This is a genomic window from Oceanobacter sp. 5_MG-2023, assembly GCF_030548165.1.
GTDB lineage: Bacteria > Pseudomonadota > Gammaproteobacteria > Pseudomonadales > Oceanobacteraceae > Oceanobacter.
Genome location: NZ_JAUORS010000003.1, coordinates 176,729 through 200,531 on the forward strand (window position 1 = coordinate 176,729; position 23,803 = coordinate 200,531).

Here is a 23,803-nt window from a genome sequence, read left to right on the forward strand (position 1 = left end):
TCAGTGTCCCTCTGCCGCGCCTGTGGCCACCGGAGTAATCAAGGTCCCTGCCACCGCTGGTACCACATCGGACAAAATTACCTGACAGTGTGGCGGCAAGGCATCAGCGGCCAGCAGCGTCTGGTTCGCCATGCTCATCAGCGGCGTGACGGCTTGAACCTGCAGGCGCTGCTGATCATCCAGCAGATACACCACGGTGCTGTTGTCACTGCCTTGTTCATTACTGAAGGCATGGATAGCGGTAGAGGGAATGGCAATCGCTTCGACCTCGTGGGCCTGCAGCGTGACACGGGCGTTTAATCCGGTAATCAAGGGCGGCCGCTGCCCGGGCACTACATCGCGATATGGGTTGGGGATACGTACCAGAATGGCCAGTGTACGGGTTTGTGGGTCGATACCTTCCCGAAACGTCACCACCTGACCTTGCCAGACTTGTGGCGTACCGCTGTCATCCAGTATCGGCAATTCGACTTGTGCCGACAGCTGCCCCAGAGTAATTAACCGGTTGATGGCCTGGGTTGTCGGTGTTGATGCCGGTACAGATGCCGGTGTTGATACGGAGGCTGGGTCGGTTCCTGCAGCAAGTGGTTCGGGGTGGTTTTCCGCTTGCCGGGCCAGAGTCTGCATAAATGGTCGCAGCTGACTGAGCGTAAAGCGGGCCTCAATGTCTACCGAATCGATGCCCTGGGCCTCGATCAAGGGTTGGCCAACGGCTGCAAACTGTCCGACTTCCGGTGCGGTATTGGCAATCCGGGCGGCGACTGGCAACACCAGTGTTGTACGATCGATATTGCGTTGCTGTTGCTGGGCCTGGCTGCTGGCAATCTGTTGTTGCGCCAGAAGCACATCACGCTGGGCGGGCAAAATAGCCAGTTGTTGCTGTAACGAGACCAGCTCCTGCTCTGCTTGCAAGACGGCGCGCTGTTCCGCATCCAGCTGGGATTGAGGCAATGCACCCTGTTGCAACAAGGCCTGTTTGCGCAACAGCTCCTTGCGTGTTGATGCCAGGCGCTGCTCCATTAATGTCTGGCTGTGCTGCAGGCTGCTGGCGTTGATTTCCAGTTGTGCGATCTGGGCGTTTGCCGAGGCAATATTGGCTTGTGCCTGACGGGCCGCCAGCTGGTAGTCGGTAGCGTCCAGCCGTAACAGTTCGGTACCGGCATCCAGCAGCGCGCCATGATCCAATTGAGGATGGCGCCAGACAATCCGCCCGGCGACCTCTGCAACCAGAGATAATTGTACCGTGGGGTGTACCACGCCATGGCCGACTACCCGAGGGATTATGGGAGCGGCATGTGCCACCATCACGTGAGCGGCGACACCGGGCCGTTGGTGGCTGTCCTGCTGCGGTGGCTGTTTCAGTTGTGCGCCAATCACCAGCGCAGCGACTCCCGATAGCGCCATGATGGGCAGTATAAATGGACGCTTTAACCAGATCGATGGCATGGGCAGATCCTCACAGTGATACCGGGCTGGAACAGGATGGTGAGTCCGGTTGGCTGGCCGGAAGTTGGGTGGCGTCAGTGGCAAAACCGGACAGCAGCAAGCGGGAGATATGGTCTTTCCAGCTCGCTGAATGCAGGGTCTGGCGATCGACGCCGGTCGTCTGGCTGAATACCGGTTCTGCCACAATCGGGAAGATGATCAGGCTGATCAGGTTGGTGGTTGCCCAGGCGATATCCAGATCCGCTCGCAGCAGACCCTGCTGTTGCAGCTGTGCCAGCAGCTGTTTCAGGTTGGCGCCCAGCTTCATGGGTATGTGCTGCATGAAGTGCTCTCGCAGTTGCGAATCCTGATTAAAAATATCGTCCTGAACCAGTCGGATCAGCCATGGCTCCAGGCACATCAGCTCGAGCAGACCAGAGACCAGATGATGCAAGGCTGCAGCCGGATCGGCCGGTAACGTGCCAATCAGGGTATCTACTTGTTCTTGGCGCATAACACTGCTGTCGTCGATCAGCGCGCGGAACAAGCCATCCTTACCACCAAAATAATAACTCACCATAGCCGACTGAGTGTCGGCCTGAGTGGCAATATCGCGGATTGTCAGTGAGTGATAAGAACGATTTTCCAGCAAGACACGAGCGGCATTTTTTAACGCCAGCCGGGTTCGTTGCTGTTTTTCGGGGTCGATAGGTCGTCCGCGCCTGGACATGGCCATTATCCATATAGCTGATCAGTTGATTAGTTAAATTATAGCGGAAAGAGAAGAAAGGCAAGCTGTACATGCGGAGCGCCAGCGCAGGGACTGTCTGTGCTGGTGTTGTTATCCTAGGGTCGCTGGCATGAACGCTTTAGTTCCCACCGTGGACTCCGTTTTGCCATTGCACATCGCTGGTGAGCATATAGCCCATGCCGTAAATGGTTTTGATCAGACGTGGGGATTTGGGATCGTCTTCAATCTTTTTGCGGATGCGCGACATACGCACGTCGATGCTGCGGTCGAAAGCTTCGTCGTGGTGTTTGAGCAGTTGGTCACGGCTGAGAATCTGGCGTGGGTATTTCAGCAGGCGCACCAGCAGGTCCATTTCTCCGGCGCTGAGGACAAATTCTGTGCCGTTGTCCTTTCGTAAGGTCAGGGTGGCGCAATCCAGCTGCCAGTTGGCAAAACAGGCAACGGAGGGCGAGTCCTTGTCGGGGCCGAAGGTGCTGGTTTGCAGGCGGGCGTTTTTTTCCAGTCGCCGGACGATGCTGTTGGTACGGGCGACCAGTTCGCGGGGGTCAAAGGGTTTGCTGATGTAATCGTCGGCACCCAGTTCCAGCCCCAGTACCCGGTCGGGCAGGCTGTCGCGGCCGGAGATAATGATGACGCCGACGTCTTCACGGGTGGTGAGGTGGCGTACCAGCTCCAGGCCATCGATGTCTGGCAAGCCGAGGTCAACAATACACACCCGAGGTGGTTGCTGGCGCAGCGCATTGGTGAGCTGGGCTCCGGTGCGAAAGCAGCGTACCTGGTGGCCATAGCGGTTCAGTTCGCCTCTGACCAGTTCGGTGATGTCGGCGTCATCCTCGACGAGGTAAATCAGCGCCTGTTGGCTCACGGTAAACTCCTGTGTTGACGATGTAGACGGATGCGGGTGCTGGCACGTTCCAGCGCTTGCCCCAGTTGTTGGCGGTCAAACGGTTTGCGTAATAGCACCAGCATGGGGTCTTGCTGGTCAATGGCATCGTGGCCCTGGTCTTGTTGGGCCGGATCATCGGTGTAACCACTGACCAGCAGGATGACGGCTTCAGGGGCGCGGCGGCGTAACGTTGCGGCCAGTTTGCGGCCATTCATGGTGCCGGGAATCATGATGTCGCTAACCATTCCGGTCAGTGGATCGGCACCGCTAGCCAGCAGGTCGTCCAGCAAGGTCTGGGCTTCGTTACCGTCGGCGGCTTCAACCACGTGTTGGCCGAGGTCGATCAGTTGTTTGCGAATGACGGCCCGGACGTCGGGGTTGTCTTCAACCAGCAAATACAGTCCTCCTGGAGACAGTTTGGGCCTGTTGTCACTGTCGTTATCGTTCAGCTCCGGGTTGGCCGGTGCGTCACTGGCGGGCAGTAACAGGCGTATCATGGCACCGCCCTGGGGGCGGTTGTGCAGTTGAATATACCCGAATGACTGCTTGACGAAACCATAGACCATCGATAACCCCAGTCCGGAATTGTTGCTGCCTTCCTTGGTGCTGAAAAAGGGTTCGAACGCCTGTTCGAGAGCAGACTGGCTGAAACCGGTGCCGGTGTCGGCGACGCCGATTTCAATATAACGTCCGGGGGCCACGATCTCGTCGAACTGCTGTTCGATGGGTTGGCGGATATCGCGCAGTTTCCAGCTGTAGGTCAGGGTGCCGCCATCGTGCATGGCATCGCGGGCATTGAGGCCAAGATTGACCAGTGCGTTTTCAAGGTGGCCGGGGTCGACGTTGATCCAGGCTTGCAGAGGCGGTTGTTGTGGCCGGTAGTGTAATCGGTAGGGGCCGCTGAAGGCGCTGTGCAGCAGCTCCAGCACCTCGGTCATCATGGCATTGATCGAGACGGTTTCTGGCTGTAACGGCTGGCGGCGCGAGAAGGCAAGCAGGCGATGGGTGATATCGGCTCCCCGGCGGGCGGCGCGTTCGGCCGGGCTGAGCAGTTTGTCCAGCTCCGGGTTGCTGGCGCTGTAATGCTCTCGGGCGACGATCAGGTTGCCAACAATGATCGACAACAGATTGTTGAAGTCGTGGGCCAGCCCGCCGGACAGTTGACCAACGGCGCTCATACGCTGCACCCGGGCGTTGGTGGCGAGCAGTTCTTCGGTGCGCTGTTTGACCTGGGCGTCGAGGGTTTCGATATTGTGTCGCAGCCGTTGCACCATGGCATCGATACTGGAAGCGAGGATACCGACTTCATCATCGCGCTGAATTCCGGTGCGGGCCGACAAGTCGCCACGTTGCACGTTGAGTGCGGTGCTGGCGAGCTGTTCCAGAGGGCGGGTAATGCGGTTGACCAGAAAATTGGAGATCAGCAGGGTGGCCAACATGGTCAGGCCCGCCAGAATCATGATGCGCGCGCTGAGCAAATCAGCACTGCTTTGCAGCTCGTCGAGGTAAACTGAGGAGCAGATATACCAGTCGAACCCTTCGATGTAGCGCACCAGCGAGAGCTTGTCGTAGGCGTAGTTGTCGGGGTCGTCGGGTTTGTCCCAGCGATAGGTCAACTCGTTGCCGGTGTCGGCCACCGCCATCAGTTCCTGATAGATCGGTTGCTGGCTGAGCGGGTTTTGCAGGGTGGTGAAGGTAACGCCATCGAGGTTGTCGTTGGGGTGAATCAGCATATGGCCGTTGGAATCAAAGACGTACATATAGCCGGTTTTGGCGACCTTGATTTCTTGTAATGCATTGCGCAGCTCCATCAGGGCTTGCTGGCGACGCTGGCGCACTTCGATTTCGATATCGTTGAGGTAAACCCCGGAGCCAATCACAAACCCCCATTCGGGGTAGTCCCGGACAAACGATACCTTGTCGAGCTCGTCATCACCGGCAATACGGGACCATTTATAATAGTAATAGCCTTCGCCGTCGTGCATGGCTTGCCTGACAACCCGGGTCAGAATGTTTTGAGGGGTATCATCTTCCTGCTGCTCGCCATCGTATTGAAAGCGTTCATCCGGGTGGGATAAAACCTGGATATCATGATCCACCACCCAGATATAATCCTGATTGCCAAAGGTAAAATCACGCAGATAAGCAAAGGCTGTTTGTCGCGCCTGTTCCAGCGGGATACCTTGTTTGGCGGCTTCCTGGAAATGGGATTGTAAAAAATTCTCGGCCAAATCAACGACCAGCGTCAGTTGTTCTTTGTGGTTGTCCAGCGCCTGCTGCCGATATTCTTCGACACCGGTATACATCTGGTCGGCAATTTCAAATACGTTATTCAGTGCCAATCGTGATGAATTACGCTCTATTTCAAATACCTGCTGTTTGATTGTCGGAACGGTATAGAAATACACAAAAACAAACACCACAAGCAGAATGCCACGAATGATCAGCGACAGCTGACGCGCCAGGCGGGCCTTGTGCGCCTTGATCACCGGCTGGGAGGTGGCATGAACCGTGGAGGAGGACATAAAAAAAGATAACCGTGGCAAAAGCCTCTATTGATGCAGAGAGCGGCACAAGCCGTCAATGATCAATAAGGGATAAACGGCGCTTATGAAGAATATGTCCTGTCCCGGGTGGGTTATTTTTTATGAAAAATGTCGCCGTGAAACATTTGGATACATTTGAGAAAAATTCACGACACGATGTGCGTCTAGTTTGGTTGTTGAACACCGGGGCTGGTTATAAATTCCCGGGTTATAAAAATAATATTTGCCAATTAGACATTCGTTGAATATGCCCTTGGCCAGGGTGATATAACCCGGCTGACAAGCAGATTTCAACCTCATCGGATACGAGAAATGAACAATAATTATATTCTCGAGACGCACCACCTGACGAAAGAATTCAAAGGTTTTACCGCCGTGGATGACGTTAGCCTGAATATTCAGCGCGGTCATATCCATGCCCTGATTGGCCCTAATGGAGCCGGTAAAACCACGGTATTCAACCTGCTCACCAAATATCTGAGCCCCACCTCCGGCACCATCCTGTTTAACGGCCGTGATATTACTGCGATTGAGTCGTCAGCCATTGCCCGTCAGGGGCTGGTGCGCTCCTTCCAGATTTCGGCGGTATTCCCCAATTTGACGGTGCTGGAAAATGTCCGGGTTGCGTTGCAGCAACGGGAAGGCAACAGCTTTCATTTCTGGAAACCGGAGTCGGTATTGGACCGCTTGAACGAACGGGCAGAGCAGTTACTGGAGTCTGTGGGATTACAGGATTTTGCGCGGGTGGTGACGGTGGATTTGTCTTATGGCCGCAAGCGCGCCCTGGAAATTGCCACCACGCTGGCCCTCGATCCGGAGATGTTGCTGCTGGATGAACCCACACAAGGCATGGGGCAGGAAGATGTCGAGCGCACCGCCAATCTGATCCGTTCGGTGGCAGATAATCGCACCATTCTGATGGTCGAGCACAACCTGAAAGTGGTCTCGCAGCTGGCTGACCGGATCACGGTCTTGCAGCGTGGAGCGGTACTGACCGAAGGCGATTATGCCACGGTGTCAGACGATCCTCGGGTTCGTGAGGCGTATCTGGGTGTGGCAGCAGACAAGGAGACGGCGGCATGACGGATACATTGAGCACTCCAACATCGAGCCAGCCAAAGAATGATTCCAATGGCCAGCCTCATCGAATCGGTGATGAAAAAATCCGGGTCAGCGACCTGCATGCGTTTTACGGAGAATCACACATTCTCCACGGGGTTGACCTGTATGTGAATCAGGGCGAGCTGGTCACTCTGCTGGGCCGCAACGGCGCAGGTCGTTCGACCACGCTGCGATCCATTATGAATATGGTGGGTCGCCGCACCGGCAGTGTGGTGATCAATGGCCAGGAAACCATCACGATGCCAGCCCACCAGATCGCCTGGCTGGGGTTGGGGTTTTGCCCGGAAGAGCGGGGCATCTTCTCCAGTCTGAATGTGGAAGAAAACCTGATGTTGCCACCGGACGTGCGTTCGGATGGCGTACCGCTGGAAGAAATCTACGCCATGTTCCCCAATCTGGCGGAGCGTCGCTACAGTCAGGGAACCCGCTTGTCGGGGGGTGAACAGCAAATGCTGGCGCTGGCCAGAATCATGCGCAGTGGTGCCAATATTCTGCTGCTGGATGAAATCACAGAAGGGCTGGCCCCGGTGATTGTGCAGCGTCTGGCCGAGGTGCTGATGCAGCTGAAACAGCGTGGCCTGACCATTCTGCTGGTTGAGCAGAACTTCCATTTTGCGGCACCGATTGCCGACCGTCATTACGTGATGGAACACGGCCATATCGTCGAAGAAATCCAACAACACCAACTGCACGAAAAGCAGGATCAACTGAATGCCCTGCTGGGCGTTTGATACGCAAGCCATTAAAACAAATAACCATTAATAACAATAAAAGAGGTTCAAATGAAACGGAATACCAATACACCGAAGGCGGGTTTCAAGCTGGCACTGCACTGTTCTGTGGCGGCCTTGATGTCGGTTGCAGCGCTGTCTGCACAGGCGGCTACCGGGCTGTCTGATAACAAGGTGAAGATCGGGGTACTGGCCGACATGAGTGGTACGTACGGCGATTTGTGCGGCCGCCACTGCGTTGATGCTGTCAATATGGCAGTGGAGGATTTTGGCGGTAGCGTCCTCGGCAAGCCAATCGAAGTGGTGTCGGCGGACGATCAGAACAAGCCGGATCTGGGATCTGCCAAAGCCCGTGAATGGATCGAAAGCGAAGGCGTTGATGCGATCAATGGGCTGGTGGCTTCATCTGTTGTGGGCGCAGTGGCACAGGTGGCCAACGTGAATGAAAAGCCGATTCTGATTTCCGGTGCCGGTTCCAATACCTTTACCACCAAAACCTGCTCGCCGTTTAACGCTCACTGGACCTATGACGTTGTGGCTCTGGCCAGGGGTACGGTGAAGCCGCTGATGGATAGCGGCAAGAAAAAATGGTTTTTCATTACGGCTGATTATGCCTTTGGACATGCGTTAGAAGGTGTTGCCACCGGCATTATTGAAAGTAATGGCGGTACCGTGGTGGGCTCTGCCCGGGCACCGCTGGGAACGACGGATTATTCCTCTTTTGTATTGCAGGCGATGTCGTCCGGTGCCGATGTGGTCGCTCTGGCCAACGCTGGCAAAGACTTTGTCAACTCACTCAAGGGGGCGGCAGAATTTGGTCTTAACCAGCAAGCGACCATGGTGGGATTGCTGGTGTTTGCATCGGATACCAAAGCCATTGATGCCGACATTATTGGCGATATGCGTCTGACCACAGGGTTCTACTGGGATCGTGATGATGCCAGCCGTGCCTGGGCCAAACGCTTTGTTGATCGTACCGGTGCCATTCCGACCATGGCGCATGCCGGTGCCTACTCCTCTACCTTGCATTACCTCAAGGCGATCAAAGCCACGGGCACGGATGATGGCAAGGCGGTGATGGCGCAAATGAAAGCCGAGAAACCGGACGACATGTTTGCGCGCAACGCCGCGCTGCGTGCCGATGGCCGCATGGTGTACGACATGTACCAGGTGCGGGTGAAAAAAGGCAGCGAGCGTAGCAACCCCAACGACCTGTACGAGATTGAGCACGTGATTCCGGGGGATCAGGCCTTTGGTGCCATGAAGCCGGAATGCAACTTCAAGTAAGCCTGTCCGTGTTCAGGTAAGACACAGGTTGTACAGGACAGCGGCCCGGCGGTTATGCGCCGCCGGGGTGACTGGACTCACACCCGATACAAGAACAAGAACGCGGTGGCTGGCGTCATCGCATTAGAGGAAGACCTTATGGTTACCTTTATGGGAATCAATCTGTTTGCCCTGCTGGGGCAGCTGCTGGTGGGCCTGATCAACGGCTCGTTTTATGCGCTGCTGGCGCTGGGGCTGGCCATTATTTTTGGCCTGCTGCGTATTATCAATTTTGCCCAGGGGGCGCTGTATATGCTGGGGGCTTTTCTGGCCTGGCTGGCGTTGCATCATCTGGGTGTGAATTACTGGCTGGCGCTGGTGTTGGTGCCCCTGGCCGTAGCGGCTATTGGTATGCTGATCGAGCGCTGGCTGGTGCGCCCCATTGCCGGGCAGGATCATCTGTACAGCTTGTTGCTGACCTTCGGGATTGCCCTGATTCTGCAAGGTACGTTCAGCCATTTGTTCGGTTCTTCCGGGCAATCCTATCCGATACCGGATGCCCTCAAGGGCGGTTATAACCTCGGTTTTATGTATTTGCCGGTGTATCGCGCCTGGATCATTCTGGTGTCGCTGCTGGTTTGTGCGGCGAGCTGGTGGGTGATTGAAAAAACCCGCCTGGGGGCCTATTTGCGAGCCGGTACAGAAAATCCGGCATTGCTGCAGGCGTTTGGTGTCAACGTGCCGCTGATGATTACCCTGACCTTTGGCTTTGGTGTTGGCCTGGCTGGCCTGGCCGGAGTGCTGGCGGCACCCGTGTATTCCGTCAGCCCGGATATGGGTGCCAATATCCTGATTGTGGTGTTCGCCATTGTGGTGATTGGCGGCATGGGATCGATCGGTGGTGCCATTCTGACCGGCTTGATGATGGGCATTATCGAAGGACTGACCAAATACTTTTACCCCGAGGCATCCACCACAGTGATCTTTATGGTCATGGTGCTGGTGTTGCTGGTGAAACCTTCCGGCCTGTTCGGAAAAGAGGCCTGATATGACGACGCAAATCCAAATGAATGCAGTAACGCAACCTCGTCAACGAGGTTTGACTCTGATTTTGATACTGGGATTGATCTCCGTTGGCTTGCTGGCTCCGCTGGTGGTGTACCCTGTATTCCTGATGAAATTTCTTTGTTTCGCACTGTTTGCCTGTGCGTTCAACCTGATGTTGGGGTTTGTTGGTATGTTGTCGTTTGGCCATGCAGCGTTCCTGGCGACCGGTGGTTATATCACCGGCTATGCCATGACGCACTTTGGCCTGACGCCGGAACTGGGTGTGCTGGTGGGCACGCTGGCCTCAGCAATACTGGGTTTTGTATTCGGCAAACTGTCGGTGAAACGCGAAGGGATCTACTTTGCCATGGTGACGTTGGCGTTGGCCCAACTGGTGTTTTTCTTCTATCTGCAGGCAGATTTTACCGGCGGAGAAAACGGCATGCAGGGGATTCCCCGTGGTGAGCTGTTTGGTCTGATCGATCTCAACGACAACCTCAATATGTATTATTTTGTGCTGGCGGTATTCCTGCTTGGCTTCTTTGTGGTGTATCGCACGGTGCATTCTCCTTTTGGCCAGGTATTAAAAGCGATTCGTGAAAACGAACCGCGGGCGGTATCGTTGGGCTACAGCGTCGGGAATTACAAGTTATTGGCTTTTGTGATTTCGGCTGCGCTGGCTGGCATGGCGGGGTCGACCAAGGCACTGGTCTTCGAGCTGGAAAGTCTGACTGATGCGCATTGGCACATGTCGGGTGAAGTGGTGCTGATGACGCTGCTGGGAGGAATGGGAACCCTGTTTGGCCCGGTAGTGGGAGCGGCGATCGTGATCGCCATTAGTACACTGTTTTCCGGTGGTGAACTGGGCAATTATATCCATATCATAATGGGAGCCATCTTTGTTATGTGTGTTTTGTCGTTTCGTCGTGGCGTGGTGGGCGAGTTCCAGCGCGTGATGGCACGGAACTTCAGCGCCAGCAGAGTTGGCAAATAGGAACCTCTGTAGAGGTGGTGCATCGGTTTGGCAAGATCGATCCGGTGTACTGAAATGGGAACAAACATAAAGCAGCAGGCAAATACGATGACTGACAATATCTATGACCAACACCTCGACGCGGCAGCTGCCAACTATCAGGCGCTCAGTCCGCTGTCATATCTGCAACGGGCAGCGCTGGTCTATCCGCAGCGACCGGCAGTGATTCATGGGGATGTGCGCCGTAACTGGGATGAAACCTATCGCCGTTGTGTGCAGCTGGCCAGTGCTTTGCGCAAACGAGGAATTGGCAAGGGTGATACGGTGTCGATTATGGCACCGAATTTACCGGAACATTTTGAGGCGCATTTTGGCGTGCCAATGTGTGGTGCGATACTGAATTCCATCAATACGCGTCTGGATGCACCGATCGTGGCGTTTATTCTGCAACATGCCGAGACCAAGCTGCTGATTGTTGATCGCGAAATGTCAGCGGTGGTCAAAAAAGCCCTGCATATGTTGGCCAGACCACCGATTGTGGTCGATATCGATGATCCGTCCTTTGACGGTGGCGAGCTGCTGGGTTCGCTTGATTACGAGCAACTGTTGGCCGAAGGTGACGAAAATGACAGCTGGAGTGGCCCGGCGAATGAATGGGATGCCATTACACTGAACTACACTTCGGGCACAACCGGCGACCCTAAAGGGGTGGTGTATCACCACCGGGGTGCGTATCTGAATGCTGCTTCCAACGCCTTGTCCTGGGGTATGACGGCTGATGCAACGTACTTGTGGACCTTGCCGATGTTCCATTGCAACGGCTGGTGTTTCCCCTGGACCATGGCTGCGATTGGTGGTGCCAGCGTTTGCCTGCGCCATGTGCGCGGTGACGATATTGTCAAACTGATCGTGGCAGAAAAAGTGGATCATATGTGCGGTGCGCCCATCGTGCTGAACCTGATTGCCAACGTGGATGAATCCCTGCGTGCCGGTCTGGATCACAGCGTCAAGGTGATGACCGCCGGTGCGCCACCACCACCATCCGTGCTGGAAAAAATGGAAGCGATCAACTTCGATGTCACGCACGTTTATGGCCTGACGGAAACCTACGGCCCTTGTGTGGTCTGTTGCTGGAAAGACGAATGGCAGGATCTGAGCGTTGCTGAACGCGCCCGTCTGAAAGCCCGTCAGGGCGTACAGGTGCCGATGCAGGAAGGCATGATGGTCGCCGATCCGGAAACCTTGCAACCGGTTGAAAAAGATGGCGAAACCATCGGTGAAATTTTCCTGCGCGGCAATGTGGTGATGAAGGGCTACCTGAAAAACCCGAGCACAACGGATGAATCCTTTGAAGGCGGCTGGTTCCATTCTGGTGATTTGGCTGTCTGGCACGAAGATGGTTATATTGAGATCAAGGATCGCTCCAAGGATATTATTATCTCCGGTGGCGAAAATATCTCTTCCATCGAGGTGGAAGAAACCCTGTTCCGCCATCCCGATATTGAAGATGCGGCGGTCGTGGCCAAACCGGATGAAAAATGGGGTGAAATCCCTTGTGCGTTTGTCACGCTGGCGGACGGTGTCAAGGTCGATGAGGACGAAATCATTGCTTACTGTCGTCAGAACATGGCGCACTTCAAAGCACCAAGAAAAGTAATTTTTGCTGCATTGCCCCGTACTTCAACCGGTAAGGTGCAAAAATTCAAATTGCGCCAGTGGGCCAAGGATGGTGCTGTGGATGTGGATGAAGTCGCAGGCTAACGCCCGTTTTATCTTGTGTCACAAGGAGGTGACAGGCAGCCTGGTGTCGCTGACAGGCTGCGATTCTGGAGAGAACATTCCCCGACTCCGGAAGCTGTTGTAGTAGCCAGCGGCTTTCCCTTATGACCTGTTACCACTCCTTTCAGGTCATGAGGGAGTTTCGAGCTTTTATCTGCCCGGCAGGGTATCCCGCTCTGCCTGTTTTATCTCTGCCTGTTTTATCTCTGCCTGTTTTATCTCTGCCTGTTTTATCTCTGCCTGTTTTATCTCTGCCTGTTTTATTTCTGCCTGTTTTGAGTCTGCGTTGCGTTCACGCCTTTCCTTTATATTGGCACTTGCCACTACAAGGCTGTGTAAACCGGACAATACTTCCTCTGCCTCCAGGGTTCCCCAAGGCATACAAGTCGCGTCAGCTTTTGCGGTATTCCTTCGGTGGAATATCCAGCCAGCGCTTGAATGACCGGCTGAATGCGGCAGGGTCGGAGAAGCCCAGACGTTGGGATATCTGGCTGATGGTGAGTTCCGGCTGATTCAGTAACTGGATGGCGAGGTCCTGCCGAACCTTGTCCTTGAGTGCCTGAAAGGAGGTTTTTTCCTGGGTCAGCTTGCGTCTCAAGGTGCGGCTGGTGACGTGCAGCTCAGTTGCAGCGGTTTCCATACTGACCTGATTGAGCGTGTGCCGGGTTTGCAGGCAATGGTGCAGGTAATTACTGACCTTGCGCGTGTAATGCGGGAAAAAATTCGGCCGTGTGACCCACACCAGTGGAGCGTTTTCGAGATGATGGCGCAGGGTGTCTTCCGTTTGTACCAGGGGTTCATTGAGCAACTGGCGGTCGAAAACCAGCGCAATTCTGGGCTGTTCGAACATCACATCCGATGGGAAAATCAGGCGGTATTCCCGGCCATGGGCAGGGCGAGGATAATTGACCTGAACCCGCACCAGTGGAATCAAGCGACCAATCAACCAGCCGGGAAAGCGGTGCCAAAGCAGCAGAAAAAACTCGGTAAACAGATGATCTGTATCCAGCTGCGGATGCGTCAGCGTCATTTCAAACCAGGCTTCATCACCTTCTTCACCCAGCGTGAGCTGGAACTCCTCGGTAAACAGATCGTAAAAGCGGCTGATATGACGATAGACGCCGCGCAGGTTGCGGGCGTTGACGGCCTGCTTGGCCATCAAGGCAAAGGTGCCGTGTTTGCCAGGGTTGCGGGTCTGACCCAAAAACTCATCGTTGGCGCTACGCCAGTAACCCAGCAACAGGGCCGCAAATTGTTCCGACGTCATGCGGTGGCTGTGGGCGGCACTCACCAGTGCCGGATCGAGTCCGGCATCGACCAACAGTTGCCGGTCGTTCAGTCCATGGCGGCGAGCAGCAGTCGCAATGGTGCGGGCGTAGTGCATGGAAATAGAACGATGTTCAAACGTCATAGTGGCGTCACAGAAAGAGGGCCATAGTGGTTGCTTAGCCCAGAGCATAACGCTGATGTCCGAAAATGTTAAGAATTCGGCTGGTGTGGCAATGGGCTGCCAAGGCTGCTATTGGCTAATGTGGTGTCTGGTCAGCGCATCATCCGCCTTTGTTGTCTGGCAGCGATGATCATCGTCAAATTAAGGAGAATAATAATGAAAGAAGTGGTTGTGGTCAGTGGCGTTCGCGCTGCAATTGGTACGTATGGTGGCAGTCTGAAAGAGACGCCCGTGTGTGATATGGCAACTGCAATGGTCGCCGAAGCCATCAAGCGCGCCGGTATCAGCGGGGATGATGTGGATCAGGTGGTGTTTGGTAATGTGATCCACTCCGAACCTCGTGATATGTATATCGCTCGGGTGGCTGCCGTGAATGGTGGTGTACGTGAGTCAGCCCCGGCACTGACGCTGAACCGCTTGTGCGGCAGCGGCTTGCAGGCGGTGATCAGTGCGGCGCAGCAAGTGCAACTGGGCTTGGCAGAAACGGTTATTGCCGGTGGTGCAGAATCGATGAGCCGTGCTCCTTATCATCTGCCGACGGCCCGGTTTGGCCAGCGTATGGGAGATGGTGCCATGATTGACCCGATGGTGTCGGCGTTAACCTGTCCGTTTAATCATATTCATATGGGCGTGACCGCTGAAAACGTGGCTGAGCAATACCATATTTCCCGTGCTGATCAGGACGCTTATGCCGCTCAGGGTCATCAGCGTGCCCAGAACGCCATTGAAAACGGTTATTTCGAAAGCCAGATCTTGCCGATTGAACTGAAGTCGCGCAAAGGTCCGAAAGAATTCAAACAAGATGAACATGTCCGCATGGATTGCAGTGTGGCGGATATGGAGAAATTGCGCCCGGTATTCAAGAAAGATGGCACGGTGACGGCCGGTAATGCGTCTGGCCTTAACGATGGCGCCGCGGCATTGGTATTGATGGAGCGTGAAGCGGCAACGGCTCGAGGTGTCCCGGTGCTTGGGCGACTGGTGGATTACGCCGTCCATGGGGTTGATCCCAAAATCATGGGCATTGGCCCGGTACCGGTGATGCGCCAGATTCTGGAACGCCAGGGCTTGAGCGCCAACGATATTGATGTCTACGAAGTCAACGAAGCCTTTGCCGCGCAGTCGTTGGCAGTGGCTCGTGAACTGAAGCTGCCACAGGAACGTCTGAACCCGAATGGCAGTGGTATTGCACTTGGCCATCCTATTGGCGCCACAGGTGCCATCATTACCGTCAAAGCCCTGTACGAACTGGAACGCATCGGTGGTCGATACGCCATGGTGAGTTTGTGCATCGGAGGTGGCCAGGGTATTGCGGCACTGTTTGCGCGCGACTAATACAGGATTGAATCAAGATTGGCGGTGCTGTCTCATGGTACAAAAATGAGCCGTTAAACAATATTGGCACCACCTTTCCTCGCAATAATAGAAACATTATTCAAAGGCGGTGTTGCCTCAAGGTTTGGGGTATTAACACCACAGATTTCACCATGGTTCGGTTTTTGAGAGTAATGTCGTTGTTCACATTGACTCTCAGCCATCACAGAAAAGGAGCTCACTATGTATGCTGGACAATCGGTAACGCTGACATTGACCGACTCGGGAATCGCCGAGCTGGTTTTGGATACCCATGAAGCCTCTGTTAACGTGTTGAACGCCCATCTTCAGGATGAACTGGGTCAGGCGCTGGCGGCGCTGGGTACCCAGGCGAATGTACAGGGATTGTTAATCCGCAGTGCCAAGCCGGCCTTTGTGCTAGGAGCGGACATTACCGAGTTTACTGAGTTATTCGGTCTGTCGGCTGCTGATATTTCCCGTTGGGCCGGCAAGGTTCATGGGCTGTTTAATACAATTGAAAAACTGCCTTACCCAACAGTCGCCGCCGTTAATGGCATGGCATTGGGTGGCGGAATGGAGCTGGCATTGTCGGCCGATTTCCGCATTGCTGACACCAGCGCCAGACTTGGATTCCCGGAAGTCACTCTGGGTATTTGCCCTGGCTGGGGCGGTACGGTGCGATTGAGTCGCCTGGTGGGTGCCGAAGCGGCACTGGGCTGGATTCTGTCGGGCAAACCGGTAAAAGCAGCACAGGCACAGCAACAGGGTGCGTTGGATAGCGTTGTTGATGGCGATCAATTGCTCGACAGCGCTCGTGCCTTGCTGCAAGAAGCCATCGCCGGCGAGCGTGATTATCTGGCTAATCGTCATCGCAAACAGGAAGCATTGGAAAACAACGCCGAGACGGCTGCTGCCATGGCAAACCTGCAGCAGACGCTGGGTAAAAAGCTGGACCCTCGTTATCCTGCTGCTCCTGCAATTTTGGCGACCATCACCGCAGCCATGACCGAAGATTTCTACAAGGCACAGGCGATGGAAGCCCAGGTCTTTGGTGAGCTGGCCAGTGGTGTGGAAGCCAAAAACCTGGTTGGACTGTTTCTTAATGATCAATACCTCAAGCGCGAAACCAAACGCTGGGCCAAGCAGGCCCATCCGGTCGGCAGGGCCGCCGTTCTGGGCGCCGGGATCATGGGTGGCGGTATCGGTTATCAAGCGGCCCTGAATGGTACGCCGATGCTGATGAAAGACATTAACCAGGAAGCGCTGGATCTGGGTATCAGTCATGCGGGTAGCATTCTGGATCGCAGTATCAGCAAAGGACGCATGACCGAGGCCGGTAAAGAAGCCATCCTGGCAGCTATTCACCCAACACTCACTTATGAAGGTTTTACCGACGTCGACTATGTTGTTGAGGCTGTTGTGGAGCGGGTTGATGTCAAACGGGCTGTGCTGGCTGAGGTTGAGCACAAGGTTTCCGAGAACACCATTGTCGCCACGAATACGTCAACGATTTCTATCGATTTACTGGCCGAGAGTCTGCAGCGTCCGGATAAATTCTGCGGCATGCACTTCTTTAATCCAGTGCATGCCATGAAGTTGGTGGAAGTGATTCGGGGCAGCCAGACCAGCGATGACACAATCGCGACGACCGTAGCCTTTGCCGCTTCAATGGGCAAAACCCCGATTGTGGTAAACGACTGCCCCGGATTCCTGGTGAATCGGGTGTTGTTCCCCTATTTCAACGGCTTTAACCGGCTGCTGATGGACGGGGTGGATTTTGAGCGGATCGACCAGGTAATGGAGCAGTTTGGCTGGCCAATGGGTCCGGCCTATCTGGCCGATGTGATTGGTCTGGATACCATGGTGCATGCCGACAAGGTACTGGAAGACGGCTTTCCTGAGCGTATGGGTCACGACGATCGCCCGATTATCGAAACCTTATTGGAGCAGGGCGCTCTGGGTCAGAAGAATGGTGTCGGTTTTTATGAATACGGCACGGATGAACATGGCAAGCGTTACAAGCGTCGTTCTGAAAAAGTGGCCACGATTTTGTCTCAACGCGTCACTCGTAGCACTGAGATCACGGATGCTGAAATTATCGAGCGTATGATGATACCGATGTGTCTGGAAACCGCACGGTGTCTGGAAGAAAGCATCGTCGCTTCAGCAACGGAAGCCGATATGGGCCTGATTCTGGGACTGGGTTTTCCACGTTTCCGGGGTGGTGCATTACGCTATATCGACAACCTGGGTGCCGCAGTATTTGCTGCCCAGGTTGAGACCCATGCGGAATGTGGTCCGTTGTACGAGTTGACTGATGGCATCAAGGCCATGGTTGCCAATGGCAACACCTTTTATTAAACGCTTTATGTATCAACACCCATTTTATTAATACCAATGCCGCTCGCTGAACGGGCGAGCGGTACGGCTAACAAGGAAATCAATTTATGAGTGATTATCAGCATCCTTACCGTGACGCAGAATTTGTACTGGACCAACTGGTTGGTTTTGACTCTCTGTGTGAAGACGCTGGCCTGGAAGGCATCAACATGGAGTTGGCCAACACGGTAGTCGAAGAAGCTGGCAAGCTGGGTGCCGGTGTACTGGCACCCTTAAACCGTGAAGGTGATGAAAAAGGGGCCAGTATCGACGCGCAAGGTGTTCATCAGACACCGGGCTTCAAGGAAGCCTATGCGCAGATGACAGAAGGTGGCTGGTTATCGCTGAATGCACCGGAAGAATTTGGTGGTCAGGGTCTGCCGAAGGTGCTGAGCACCGCGGTTAATGAAATCTGGCATTCTGCCAATATGGCATTTGCCCTGTGTCCACTGTTGAGCCAGGGGGCAATCGAAGCACTGTCGCACCACGGCAGCGACGAGATGAAAAACACCTACTTGCCGAAGCTGATTTCCGGTGAGTGGACTGGCACCATGAACCTGACCGAACCTGATGCGGGGTCTGACCTGGCGGCGATCAAGTCCCGTGCCGTTGCGGATGGCGATGCCTATCGCGTCAGTGGTACCAAGATCTTTATCACCTGGGGTGATCACCAGATGACCGAGAACATCATTCACCTGGTGCTGGCTCGTCTGCCAGATGCACCGGCTGGTGTGAAAGGTATCTCGCTGTTTATCGTTCCGAAATTCCTGCTGGATGAAAACGGCCAAACCACTGCCGAACTGAATACTGCCAGCGCTCTGTCGCTGGAACACAAGCTGGGTATCCATGGCAGCCCGACCTGTGTGATGGAATTTGAAAACTCATTGGGTTATCTGGTCGGCGAACCGCACCAGGGCCTGAAGTACATGTTCACCATGATGAACGATGCCCGTCAGGGTGTGGGTGTACAAGGACTGTCGGTATCGGAACGGGCTTATCAGCTGGCGCTCCAGTACTCCAAGGACCGTATCCAGGGCACGCTGCGAGACGGCAGCCGTATTGCCATTATCGAGCACCCGGATATCCGTCGCATGTTGATGACCATCAAGAGCACCACGGAAGCGATGCGGGCACTGGCCTTGATGGCATCGGCCGAGCTGGATCGCACCCGTCTGGTGGGTGGTGATGACGCCGCGGCACATATGGCTCGTGCCGAGCTGTATACCCCGATTGTCAAAGGCTGGTGTACCGAACTCTCTGTGGAGCTGACTTCCCTAGCAGTACAGATTCACGGTGGAGCGGGCTTTATCGAAGAAGCCGGTGCAGCCCAGCACTATCGTGATGCCCGGATTCTGCCGATTTATGAAGGCACCACAGCGATTCAGGCACTGGATCTGATTGGCCGTAAAACCCTGTCCAACGGCGGTGAAGTACTGACCGGCCTGTTGACCGAAATGGAGGCGACTGCAGCGTCTGCCCGGGCTGCCGCGGTATTGCCAGACAGTGCTCTGGATCAGCTTGACGCGGCGTTGGCAACCGCCAAGCAAAGCCGTGATTTTATTCTGGCCAATGCGCGCTCTGATGCTCATTTGCTGGGCAGTGCTGCGGTCAACTTCATGATGCAAATGGGTTATGTCACTGGTGGCTGGCTGATGGCGAGAAGTGCAGAAAAAGCCAAAGCCATGCTGGATGCAGGTCAGGGAGATCCTGAATTCCTGCAAGCCAAGCTGGTGACTGCCCGTTTCTTCTGCGAGCACATGGTGCCACGTCATCAGGCGCATGCTTCTGCCTTGCTGGCCGGTAGCGAAAGCATCATGGGACTGACCAACGACCAGTTCTAGGCCCCTGATAACGGCTCTGCCTTAACAACCCCGGAACATGCAAAATCGACCGGGGCTGGATATATCGCTTGAAGCAAAGGTGATATGAGCATGGATTGTCGGGCTCACCCTGTTCCGACAATTCGCCGGTAACGCGCTTTTGGTTATCGGCTTTCCTCTGGCCAACTCGGGTTGGTCAGAGGTCTTTTTATGGATAATCCAATGTTTGTCCTGAATCAATAATAACGAGCATCCTGAATGCTGCTGTGAACCGTGAGAGATAGCTATGACCCAACGTGAATCCATGGCCTACGATGTCGTCATTGTCGGCGCAGGTCCATCTGGCCTCAGTGCCTCGATACGACTGGCCCAACTGGCGCAGGAGCAGGGTCAGGAACTGACCATTTGTGTGGTCGAAAAAGGCTCTGAAGTCGGGGCGCATATTCTTTCCGGCGCGGTGATAGAAACCCGTGCTCTGGATGAGCTGCTACCGGACTGGCAAGCACTCGGTGCACCCTTGAATACTCCGGTAGTCGAAGACGAGCTGTATTTGCTCAAAGACCCGCAAAAAGCGGTGAAGCTACCCGGTATGATGATCCCTAAAACCATGCACAATGCGCATCTGGGCAGCACAACCAATTACGTTGTTAGCCTGGGTAACCTGTGTCGCTGGCTGGGCCAGCAAGCAGAAGCGCTGGGGGTGGAAATCTATCCCGGTTTTGCCGCGGCTGGCATTGTGTATAACGATGACGGGTCGGTTGCGGGAATATCAACAGGTGATATGGGGGTGAATGCCCAAGGTCAGCCGAAAGACGGCATGTATACGCCCGGTATGGATTTGTTGGGTAAATACACTATTTTTGCGGAAGGTTGCCGGGGTAGCCTGGGTAAAGAGTTATATCAACGATTTGAACTGGATAAAGACGTTGATGCCCAACACTATGGCATCGGCTTGAAAGAATTGTGGGATATTCCGGCCGACAAACATCAACCCGGTCTGGTGATCCACGGTGCGGGCTGGCCATTAACCGGAGCCGGTAAAGACGGTACCGGTGGTGGTTTCTTCCTCTACCATGCAGAAAACCAGCAAGTAGTGGTTGGCCTGATCGTGGATCTGAATTACAGCAATCCCTGGTTGAATCCCTATGATGAATTCCAGACGCTCAAACATCACCCGGTATTGGCGAACTATCTGGAAGGCGGAAAACGGGTTTCTTACGGCGCCCGTGCCATTGCCAAGGGCGGCTTGAATGCCCTGCCAAAAATGCATTTCCCTGGCGGTTTGTTGAGTGGCTGTAATGCAGGCACCCTGAATGCGGCCAAGATCAAGGGGGTTCATACGGCGATGAAAACCGGCATGCTGGCGGCTGAGGAAATATTTGCCGCTGTTGCTGCTGGTGACGAAGGCGGCAAGGATCTCCAGGGGTATGCGGAGCGGTTTGAGGCTTCCTGGGTGTACGAAGAACTGTACGCTACCCGGAATTTCGGCCCGGCGTTACACAAGTTTGGTACTTTGATTGGCGGTGCTTTCAACTTTATCGACCAGAATATCTTCAACGGCAAGCTGCCTTTCACCTTGCATGACAATCACCTTGATTATGCTCAAATGAAACCCGTCACCGAGTGCGTCAAGATCGAATATCCGAAACCGGATGGCGTACTCAGTTTCGACAAGCTGACCTCGGTGTTTTTGTCGAATACCTTCCATGAAGAAAACCAGCCATGCCACCTGACCTTGAAAGATGCCAGTGTGCCAATGGCTTCGAACTGGCCGAAATACGCAGAACCGGCACAACGTTATTGCCCGGCCGGGGTGTATGAAGTGATTGAAACGGATGGTAAAAACCAGCTGCAAATCAGCGGTCAGAACTGTTTGCACTGTAAAACCTGTGATATTAAAGATCCGGCCCAGAATATCAATTGGATAACACCGGAAGGCAGTGGTGGGCCGAATTATCCGAATATGTAAGAGCGACCAAGCCATCAGGCTTTTATAACACCAATAAAAAAGGGCTGGCCAAATAAATGGCCAGCCCTTTTTTGTGGTTACACCAATTGAATGGCTACACCGGCAAGTGGATTATTCCCAGCTTGCAACGCCCAGCAGACGCAGTGTTTGAATGGTCAGTTGACCAGAAGGCAGATCGTTGTCTTTTTGGAAACGAGTCACTGCATTCATGGTTTGCCAGCCGTAAACACCATCGATAGGGCCTGGGTTGTAGTCTTTCTCTTCCAGGGCACGTTGCAGTTCAGCAACAACATCTTCTGTGGTGTTGGTTTCACAGAGGATTTCACGCCATTCCAGTTGTGCGTCTTTGACTTTGACGGTTTGTGGAATTTCTTCATAAACCGCAGGAATGGTTTCAGCAATTTCTTTTGGTGCTTCTACCATTTTTTCAATTTCTACAGTTTCGTAGACAGCTGGGTGAATGATGCTGGTGGTGTGTGCTGGTACATCAACAACTTGTTTTTCAACTGTTTTGTATTCAGCAGGGATAACGACTTCTTCGGTACGTTCCGGTTTTACCAGAATGGTTTTGGTCACGATTTTTGATTCTTCTGGCACTTCGACCAGACACATGATTTCGCCAGTGGCTTCGTCAATTTTCTCAATCGGGCCGTTACCTTTTTTCCAGGTGGAGTAGGCTGGACGGATAACAATTTTTTCTTCGACGGTTTCGTATTCTGCTGGCAGCTTAACCAGTTTGGTTGATGCTTCCTTGACCAGAACCTCTTCAGTAACCGTTTTGTAGGTGGCGGGTACAACGACCAGCTCTTCCCACTCTTCGCTGACCAGAACTTCTTCAGACACCATTTCGTACTTGGCTGGTTCTACCTCAAGTTTGGACAACTCAGGAGATACCATGACCTGTTGCATCTGGGTTTCGTATTCTTCAGGAATAACCAGACGGGCGTAACAGTGGCCAGGTACGGCATTGGGTGGCATGACAGAGTCAGCCGTTGGCGTCATTGACATGGACTCCATGGATTGGGAGTCCTCTACCTGTCCGGCGGCCATCGCCTTGGTTTCTTCTACTTCAGCCTTTAACTTGGCGTTCTCCTGCTCCAGTTCGTCACGGGATTCTTTCAGGCTTTGGTATTCCGGAAAATCTTCCAGCGTAGCAGACGCCGTGTCGCTGGATGGCTGGCTAGCGCAGCCAGCCATGACGGCCAGTGTCAGTGCTGAAAGAAGGTAGTTTTTTTTGTTCATCTAGTTGTGCTCCGTTGCGTAAGATGTTTGAGTCGACAGGCTAACGTGTAAGGAATCGTCAATCGACACCATGCTGTCTGGTACAGGCCAACCATGGTGTCGCCGGCATGCCCAATATAAAGCCCAAGAAGCGCTTCTGAATACGAAAATCCGCATTTTAAAGGCGTTTCCGGCCTAGTTTAGCTTATTAAACTGGTTCTGGAATACACACTGCAAACGCAGCGGCCCTGATAGGGCTTTATCCTGAAGTTTAACGTGATTTGGGTACTGTGAGTCTAGTATGCACCAAGTTCTTTATTGGTTCCCTAGCTTGATCAATTATTGTTACAACACGGATGAAAATGCAGTGTTTGTGTTGATAAACAGGCTGTTTGCTCTCTTTGTAGAGTAGCTGAGTGGAGAATAAGGCCAAGGATGGGCGGTGTTCCGAATACCATCGGTCGGGTTGAGTCGGATTGGTGGCGGGTTTGGCTCTGCGGCAAAAGTGGTTGCCTGCTGTTTTGGGGGTGGTGTGAAGCAGGTCGAAGACGTTGAGAGAGTCGGTACTTTCCGGCAGGGTAAATAATGGTTGCCATGGAGCTATTTGTGCGTATACTTGTTCACAGCTTGAAAGCATTGCCCTTATTTATTAGTACCCTTCGAAGTAGTAGTTTATATTCCCTCGTTTGTAGTAGATAAGCACCAATTGAGTTCCAGCGATTGGCTTGCGAATTAATCGCACTGCCTTATCTTCTATTTATACAGGAATATTAAAATGTCTAAGACAACTGGCGTAGTAAAATGGTTCAACGAAGCAAAAGGCTTTGGTTTTATTGAACAAGAAAATGGCCCAGACGTTTTTGCTCACTTCAGCGCTATTGCTAGCACTGGCTTCAAAACTTTGGCTGAAGGCCAACGTGTTGAATTCACTGTTAAGCCTGGCCAGAAAGGTCCACAAGCTGAAAACATCGTTGCTATCTGATTCGCTGATGTGAATTAAGTAGTACATAAAAGAACGGGTCTGGTGCCCGTTTTTTTGTGCCTGCTATTCGGTGAATTGCAGGGTGGAAAAGAAGGGTCAACCTGCCTGACGTCGGCTACTC

Annotated in this window: 18 protein-coding genes; 11 read left to right on the forward strand and 7 right to left on the reverse strand. The window is 53.9% G+C overall.

All coding sequences use genetic code 11. The annotated features are described in order from the left end of the window. The 4 genes from Q4551_RS03765 to Q4551_RS03780 form a co-directional block, all read right to left on the reverse strand. Positions 1 to 1,446 (reverse strand): efflux RND transporter periplasmic adaptor subunit, encoded by a 1,446-nt coding sequence (locus tag Q4551_RS03765; protein ID WP_303431871.1) that lies wholly within the window; start codon positions 1,444 to 1,446, stop codon positions 1 to 3. A 10-nt stretch (positions 1,447 to 1,456) separates the two neighbouring features. Then, the gene (locus Q4551_RS03770; protein WP_303431872.1) at positions 1,457 to 2,155 is read right to left on the reverse strand and encodes a TetR/AcrR family transcriptional regulator; all 699 of its coding nucleotides are present in this window, start codon (positions 2,153 to 2,155) and stop codon (positions 1,457 to 1,459) included. A 139-nt stretch (positions 2,156 to 2,294) separates the two neighbouring features. Further along, positions 2,295 to 3,041, reverse strand: coding sequence for a response regulator transcription factor (locus tag Q4551_RS03775; protein ID WP_303431873.1), 747 nt, complete (start codon positions 3,039 to 3,041; stop codon positions 2,295 to 2,297). Then, entirely contained in the window at positions 3,038 to 5,587 is a 2,550-nt protein-coding gene (locus tag Q4551_RS03780) for a cache domain-containing protein (protein ID WP_303431874.1), read from the reverse strand. The genes Q4551_RS03775 and Q4551_RS03780 overlap by 4 nt, the downstream gene beginning before the upstream one ends. A gap of 333 nt (positions 5,588 to 5,920) precedes the next feature. Here Q4551_RS03780 and Q4551_RS03785 point away from each other — a divergent pair, with 333 nt between their 5' ends. The 6 genes from Q4551_RS03785 (at position 5,921) to Q4551_RS03810 (ending at position 12,508) form a co-directional block, all read left to right on the forward strand. Further along, positions 5,921 to 6,691, forward strand: coding sequence for an ABC transporter ATP-binding protein (locus Q4551_RS03785; RefSeq protein WP_303431875.1), 771 nt, complete (start codon positions 5,921 to 5,923; stop codon positions 6,689 to 6,691). Further along, positions 6,688 to 7,461: an ABC transporter ATP-binding protein gene (locus Q4551_RS03790; protein ID WP_368501361.1), complete on the forward strand. Its 774-nt coding sequence runs from the start codon at positions 6,688 to 6,690 to the stop codon at positions 7,459 to 7,461. The genes Q4551_RS03785 and Q4551_RS03790 overlap by 4 nt, the downstream gene beginning before the upstream one ends. A 51-nt stretch (positions 7,462 to 7,512) precedes the next feature. Next, positions 7,513 to 8,748: an ABC transporter substrate-binding protein gene (locus Q4551_RS03795; protein ID WP_303431876.1), complete on the forward strand. Its 1,236-nt coding sequence runs from the start codon at positions 7,513 to 7,515 to the stop codon at positions 8,746 to 8,748. Between the two features lie 138 nt (positions 8,749 to 8,886). Continuing rightward, positions 8,887 to 9,774, forward strand: coding sequence for a branched-chain amino acid ABC transporter permease (locus Q4551_RS03800; protein ID WP_303431877.1), 888 nt, complete (start codon positions 8,887 to 8,889; stop codon positions 9,772 to 9,774). Between the two features lie 19 nt (positions 9,775 to 9,793). Next, entirely contained in the window at positions 9,794 to 10,768 is a 975-nt protein-coding gene (locus Q4551_RS03805) for a branched-chain amino acid ABC transporter permease (protein ID WP_303431911.1), read from the forward strand. Positions 10,769 to 10,855: 87 nt separating this feature from the next. Beyond that, positions 10,856 to 12,508 (forward strand): acyl-CoA synthetase, encoded by a 1,653-nt coding sequence (locus tag Q4551_RS03810; RefSeq protein ID WP_303431878.1) that lies wholly within the window; start codon positions 10,856 to 10,858, stop codon positions 12,506 to 12,508. Positions 12,509 to 12,676: 168 nt separating this feature from the next. Here the strand turns inward: Q4551_RS03810 and Q4551_RS03815 are convergent, their stop codons facing one another. Together Q4551_RS03815 and Q4551_RS03820 are read right to left on the reverse strand one after the other, a co-directional pair. After that, positions 12,677 to 12,907 (reverse strand): hypothetical protein, encoded by a 231-nt coding sequence (locus Q4551_RS03815; protein WP_303431879.1) that lies wholly within the window; start codon positions 12,905 to 12,907, stop codon positions 12,677 to 12,679. Between the two features lie 10 nt (positions 12,908 to 12,917). Further along, positions 12,918 to 13,937 carry an AraC family transcriptional regulator gene (locus Q4551_RS03820; protein ID WP_303431880.1) on the reverse strand — a complete coding sequence of 340 codons (1,020 nt, stop codon included), beginning with the start codon at positions 13,935 to 13,937 and terminating at the stop codon, positions 12,918 to 12,920. A gap of 195 nt (positions 13,938 to 14,132) precedes the next feature. On the opposite strand from Q4551_RS03820, the gene bktB reads away from it, so the two are divergent. The 4 genes from bktB (at position 14,133) to Q4551_RS03840 (ending at position 21,479) form a co-directional block, all read left to right on the forward strand. Next, positions 14,133 to 15,311, forward strand: coding sequence for a beta-ketothiolase BktB (gene bktB, locus Q4551_RS03825; RefSeq protein ID WP_368501362.1), 1,179 nt, complete (start codon positions 14,133 to 14,135; stop codon positions 15,309 to 15,311). A gap of 222 nt (positions 15,312 to 15,533) precedes the next feature. Beyond that, positions 15,534 to 17,672 (forward strand): fatty acid oxidation complex subunit alpha FadB, encoded by a 2,139-nt coding sequence (gene fadB, locus Q4551_RS03830; RefSeq protein WP_303431881.1) that lies wholly within the window; start codon positions 15,534 to 15,536, stop codon positions 17,670 to 17,672. Between the two features lie 86 nt (positions 17,673 to 17,758). After that, on the forward strand, positions 17,759 to 19,531 hold the full coding sequence (locus Q4551_RS03835) for an acyl-CoA dehydrogenase (protein ID WP_303431882.1): 1,773 nt from the start codon (positions 17,759 to 17,761) through the stop codon (positions 19,529 to 19,531). A gap of 265 nt (positions 19,532 to 19,796) precedes the next feature. Continuing rightward, positions 19,797 to 21,479 (forward strand): electron transfer flavoprotein-ubiquinone oxidoreductase, encoded by a 1,683-nt coding sequence (locus Q4551_RS03840; protein ID WP_303431883.1) that lies wholly within the window; start codon positions 19,797 to 19,799, stop codon positions 21,477 to 21,479. 111 nt (positions 21,480 to 21,590) lie between these two features. On the opposite strand, the gene Q4551_RS03845 is transcribed toward Q4551_RS03840, so the two are convergent. After that, a complete protein-coding gene (locus tag Q4551_RS03845; RefSeq protein ID WP_303431884.1) occupies positions 21,591 to 22,721 on the reverse strand; it encodes a peptidoglycan-binding domain-containing protein in 1,131 nt (376 codons plus the stop codon). A gap of 754 nt (positions 22,722 to 23,475) precedes the next feature. Here Q4551_RS03845 and Q4551_RS03850 point away from each other — a divergent pair. Further along, positions 23,476 to 23,682, forward strand: a complete 207-nt coding sequence (locus Q4551_RS03850; RefSeq protein ID WP_303431885.1) for a cold-shock protein — start codon at positions 23,476 to 23,478, stop codon at positions 23,680 to 23,682. The last annotated feature ends 121 nt before the right edge of the window (positions 23,683 to 23,803 follow it).

What these genes read in the sequence shown, in the direction of transcription:
- Q4551_RS03765 (WP_303431871.1), bottom strand. Translation starts at nt 1,446, where the DNA reads ATGCCATCGATCTGGTTAAAGCGTCCATTTATACTGCCCATCATGGCG.
- Q4551_RS03770 (WP_303431872.1), bottom strand. Translation starts at nt 2,155, where the DNA reads ATGTCCAGGCGCGGACGACCTATCGACCCCGAAAAACAGCAACGAACC.
- Q4551_RS03780 (WP_303431874.1), bottom strand. Translation starts at nt 5,587, where the DNA reads ATGTCCTCCTCCACGGTTCATGCCACCTCCCAGCCGGTGATCAAGGCG.
- Q4551_RS03785 (WP_303431875.1), top strand. Translation starts at nt 5,921, where the DNA reads ATGAACAATAATTATATTCTCGAGACGCACCACCTGACGAAAGAATTC.
- Q4551_RS03790 (WP_368501361.1), top strand. Translation starts at nt 6,688, where the DNA reads ATGACGGATACATTGAGCACTCCAACATCGAGCCAGCCAAAGAATGAT.
- Q4551_RS03795 (WP_303431876.1), top strand. Translation starts at nt 7,513, where the DNA reads ATGAAACGGAATACCAATACACCGAAGGCGGGTTTCAAGCTGGCACTG.
- Q4551_RS03800 (WP_303431877.1), top strand. Translation starts at nt 8,887, where the DNA reads ATGGTTACCTTTATGGGAATCAATCTGTTTGCCCTGCTGGGGCAGCTG.
- Q4551_RS03805 (WP_303431911.1), top strand. Translation starts at nt 9,794, where the DNA reads ATGAATGCAGTAACGCAACCTCGTCAACGAGGTTTGACTCTGATTTTG.
- Q4551_RS03810 (WP_303431878.1), top strand. Translation starts at nt 10,856, where the DNA reads ATGACTGACAATATCTATGACCAACACCTCGACGCGGCAGCTGCCAAC.
- Q4551_RS03815 (WP_303431879.1), bottom strand. Translation starts at nt 12,907, where the DNA reads ATGCCTTGGGGAACCCTGGAGGCAGAGGAAGTATTGTCCGGTTTACAC.
- Q4551_RS03820 (WP_303431880.1), bottom strand. Translation starts at nt 13,937, where the DNA reads ATGACGTTTGAACATCGTTCTATTTCCATGCACTACGCCCGCACCATT.
- bktB (WP_368501362.1), top strand. Translation starts at nt 14,133, where the DNA reads ATGAAAGAAGTGGTTGTGGTCAGTGGCGTTCGCGCTGCAATTGGTACG.
- fadB (WP_303431881.1), top strand. Translation starts at nt 15,534, where the DNA reads ATGTATGCTGGACAATCGGTAACGCTGACATTGACCGACTCGGGAATC.
- Q4551_RS03835 (WP_303431882.1), top strand. Translation starts at nt 17,759, where the DNA reads ATGAGTGATTATCAGCATCCTTACCGTGACGCAGAATTTGTACTGGAC.
- Q4551_RS03840 (WP_303431883.1), top strand. Translation starts at nt 19,797, where the DNA reads ATGACCCAACGTGAATCCATGGCCTACGATGTCGTCATTGTCGGCGCA.
- Q4551_RS03845 (WP_303431884.1), bottom strand. Translation starts at nt 22,721, where the DNA reads ATGAACAAAAAAAACTACCTTCTTTCAGCACTGACACTGGCCGTCATG.
- Q4551_RS03850 (WP_303431885.1), top strand. Translation starts at nt 23,476, where the DNA reads ATGTCTAAGACAACTGGCGTAGTAAAATGGTTCAACGAAGCAAAAGGC.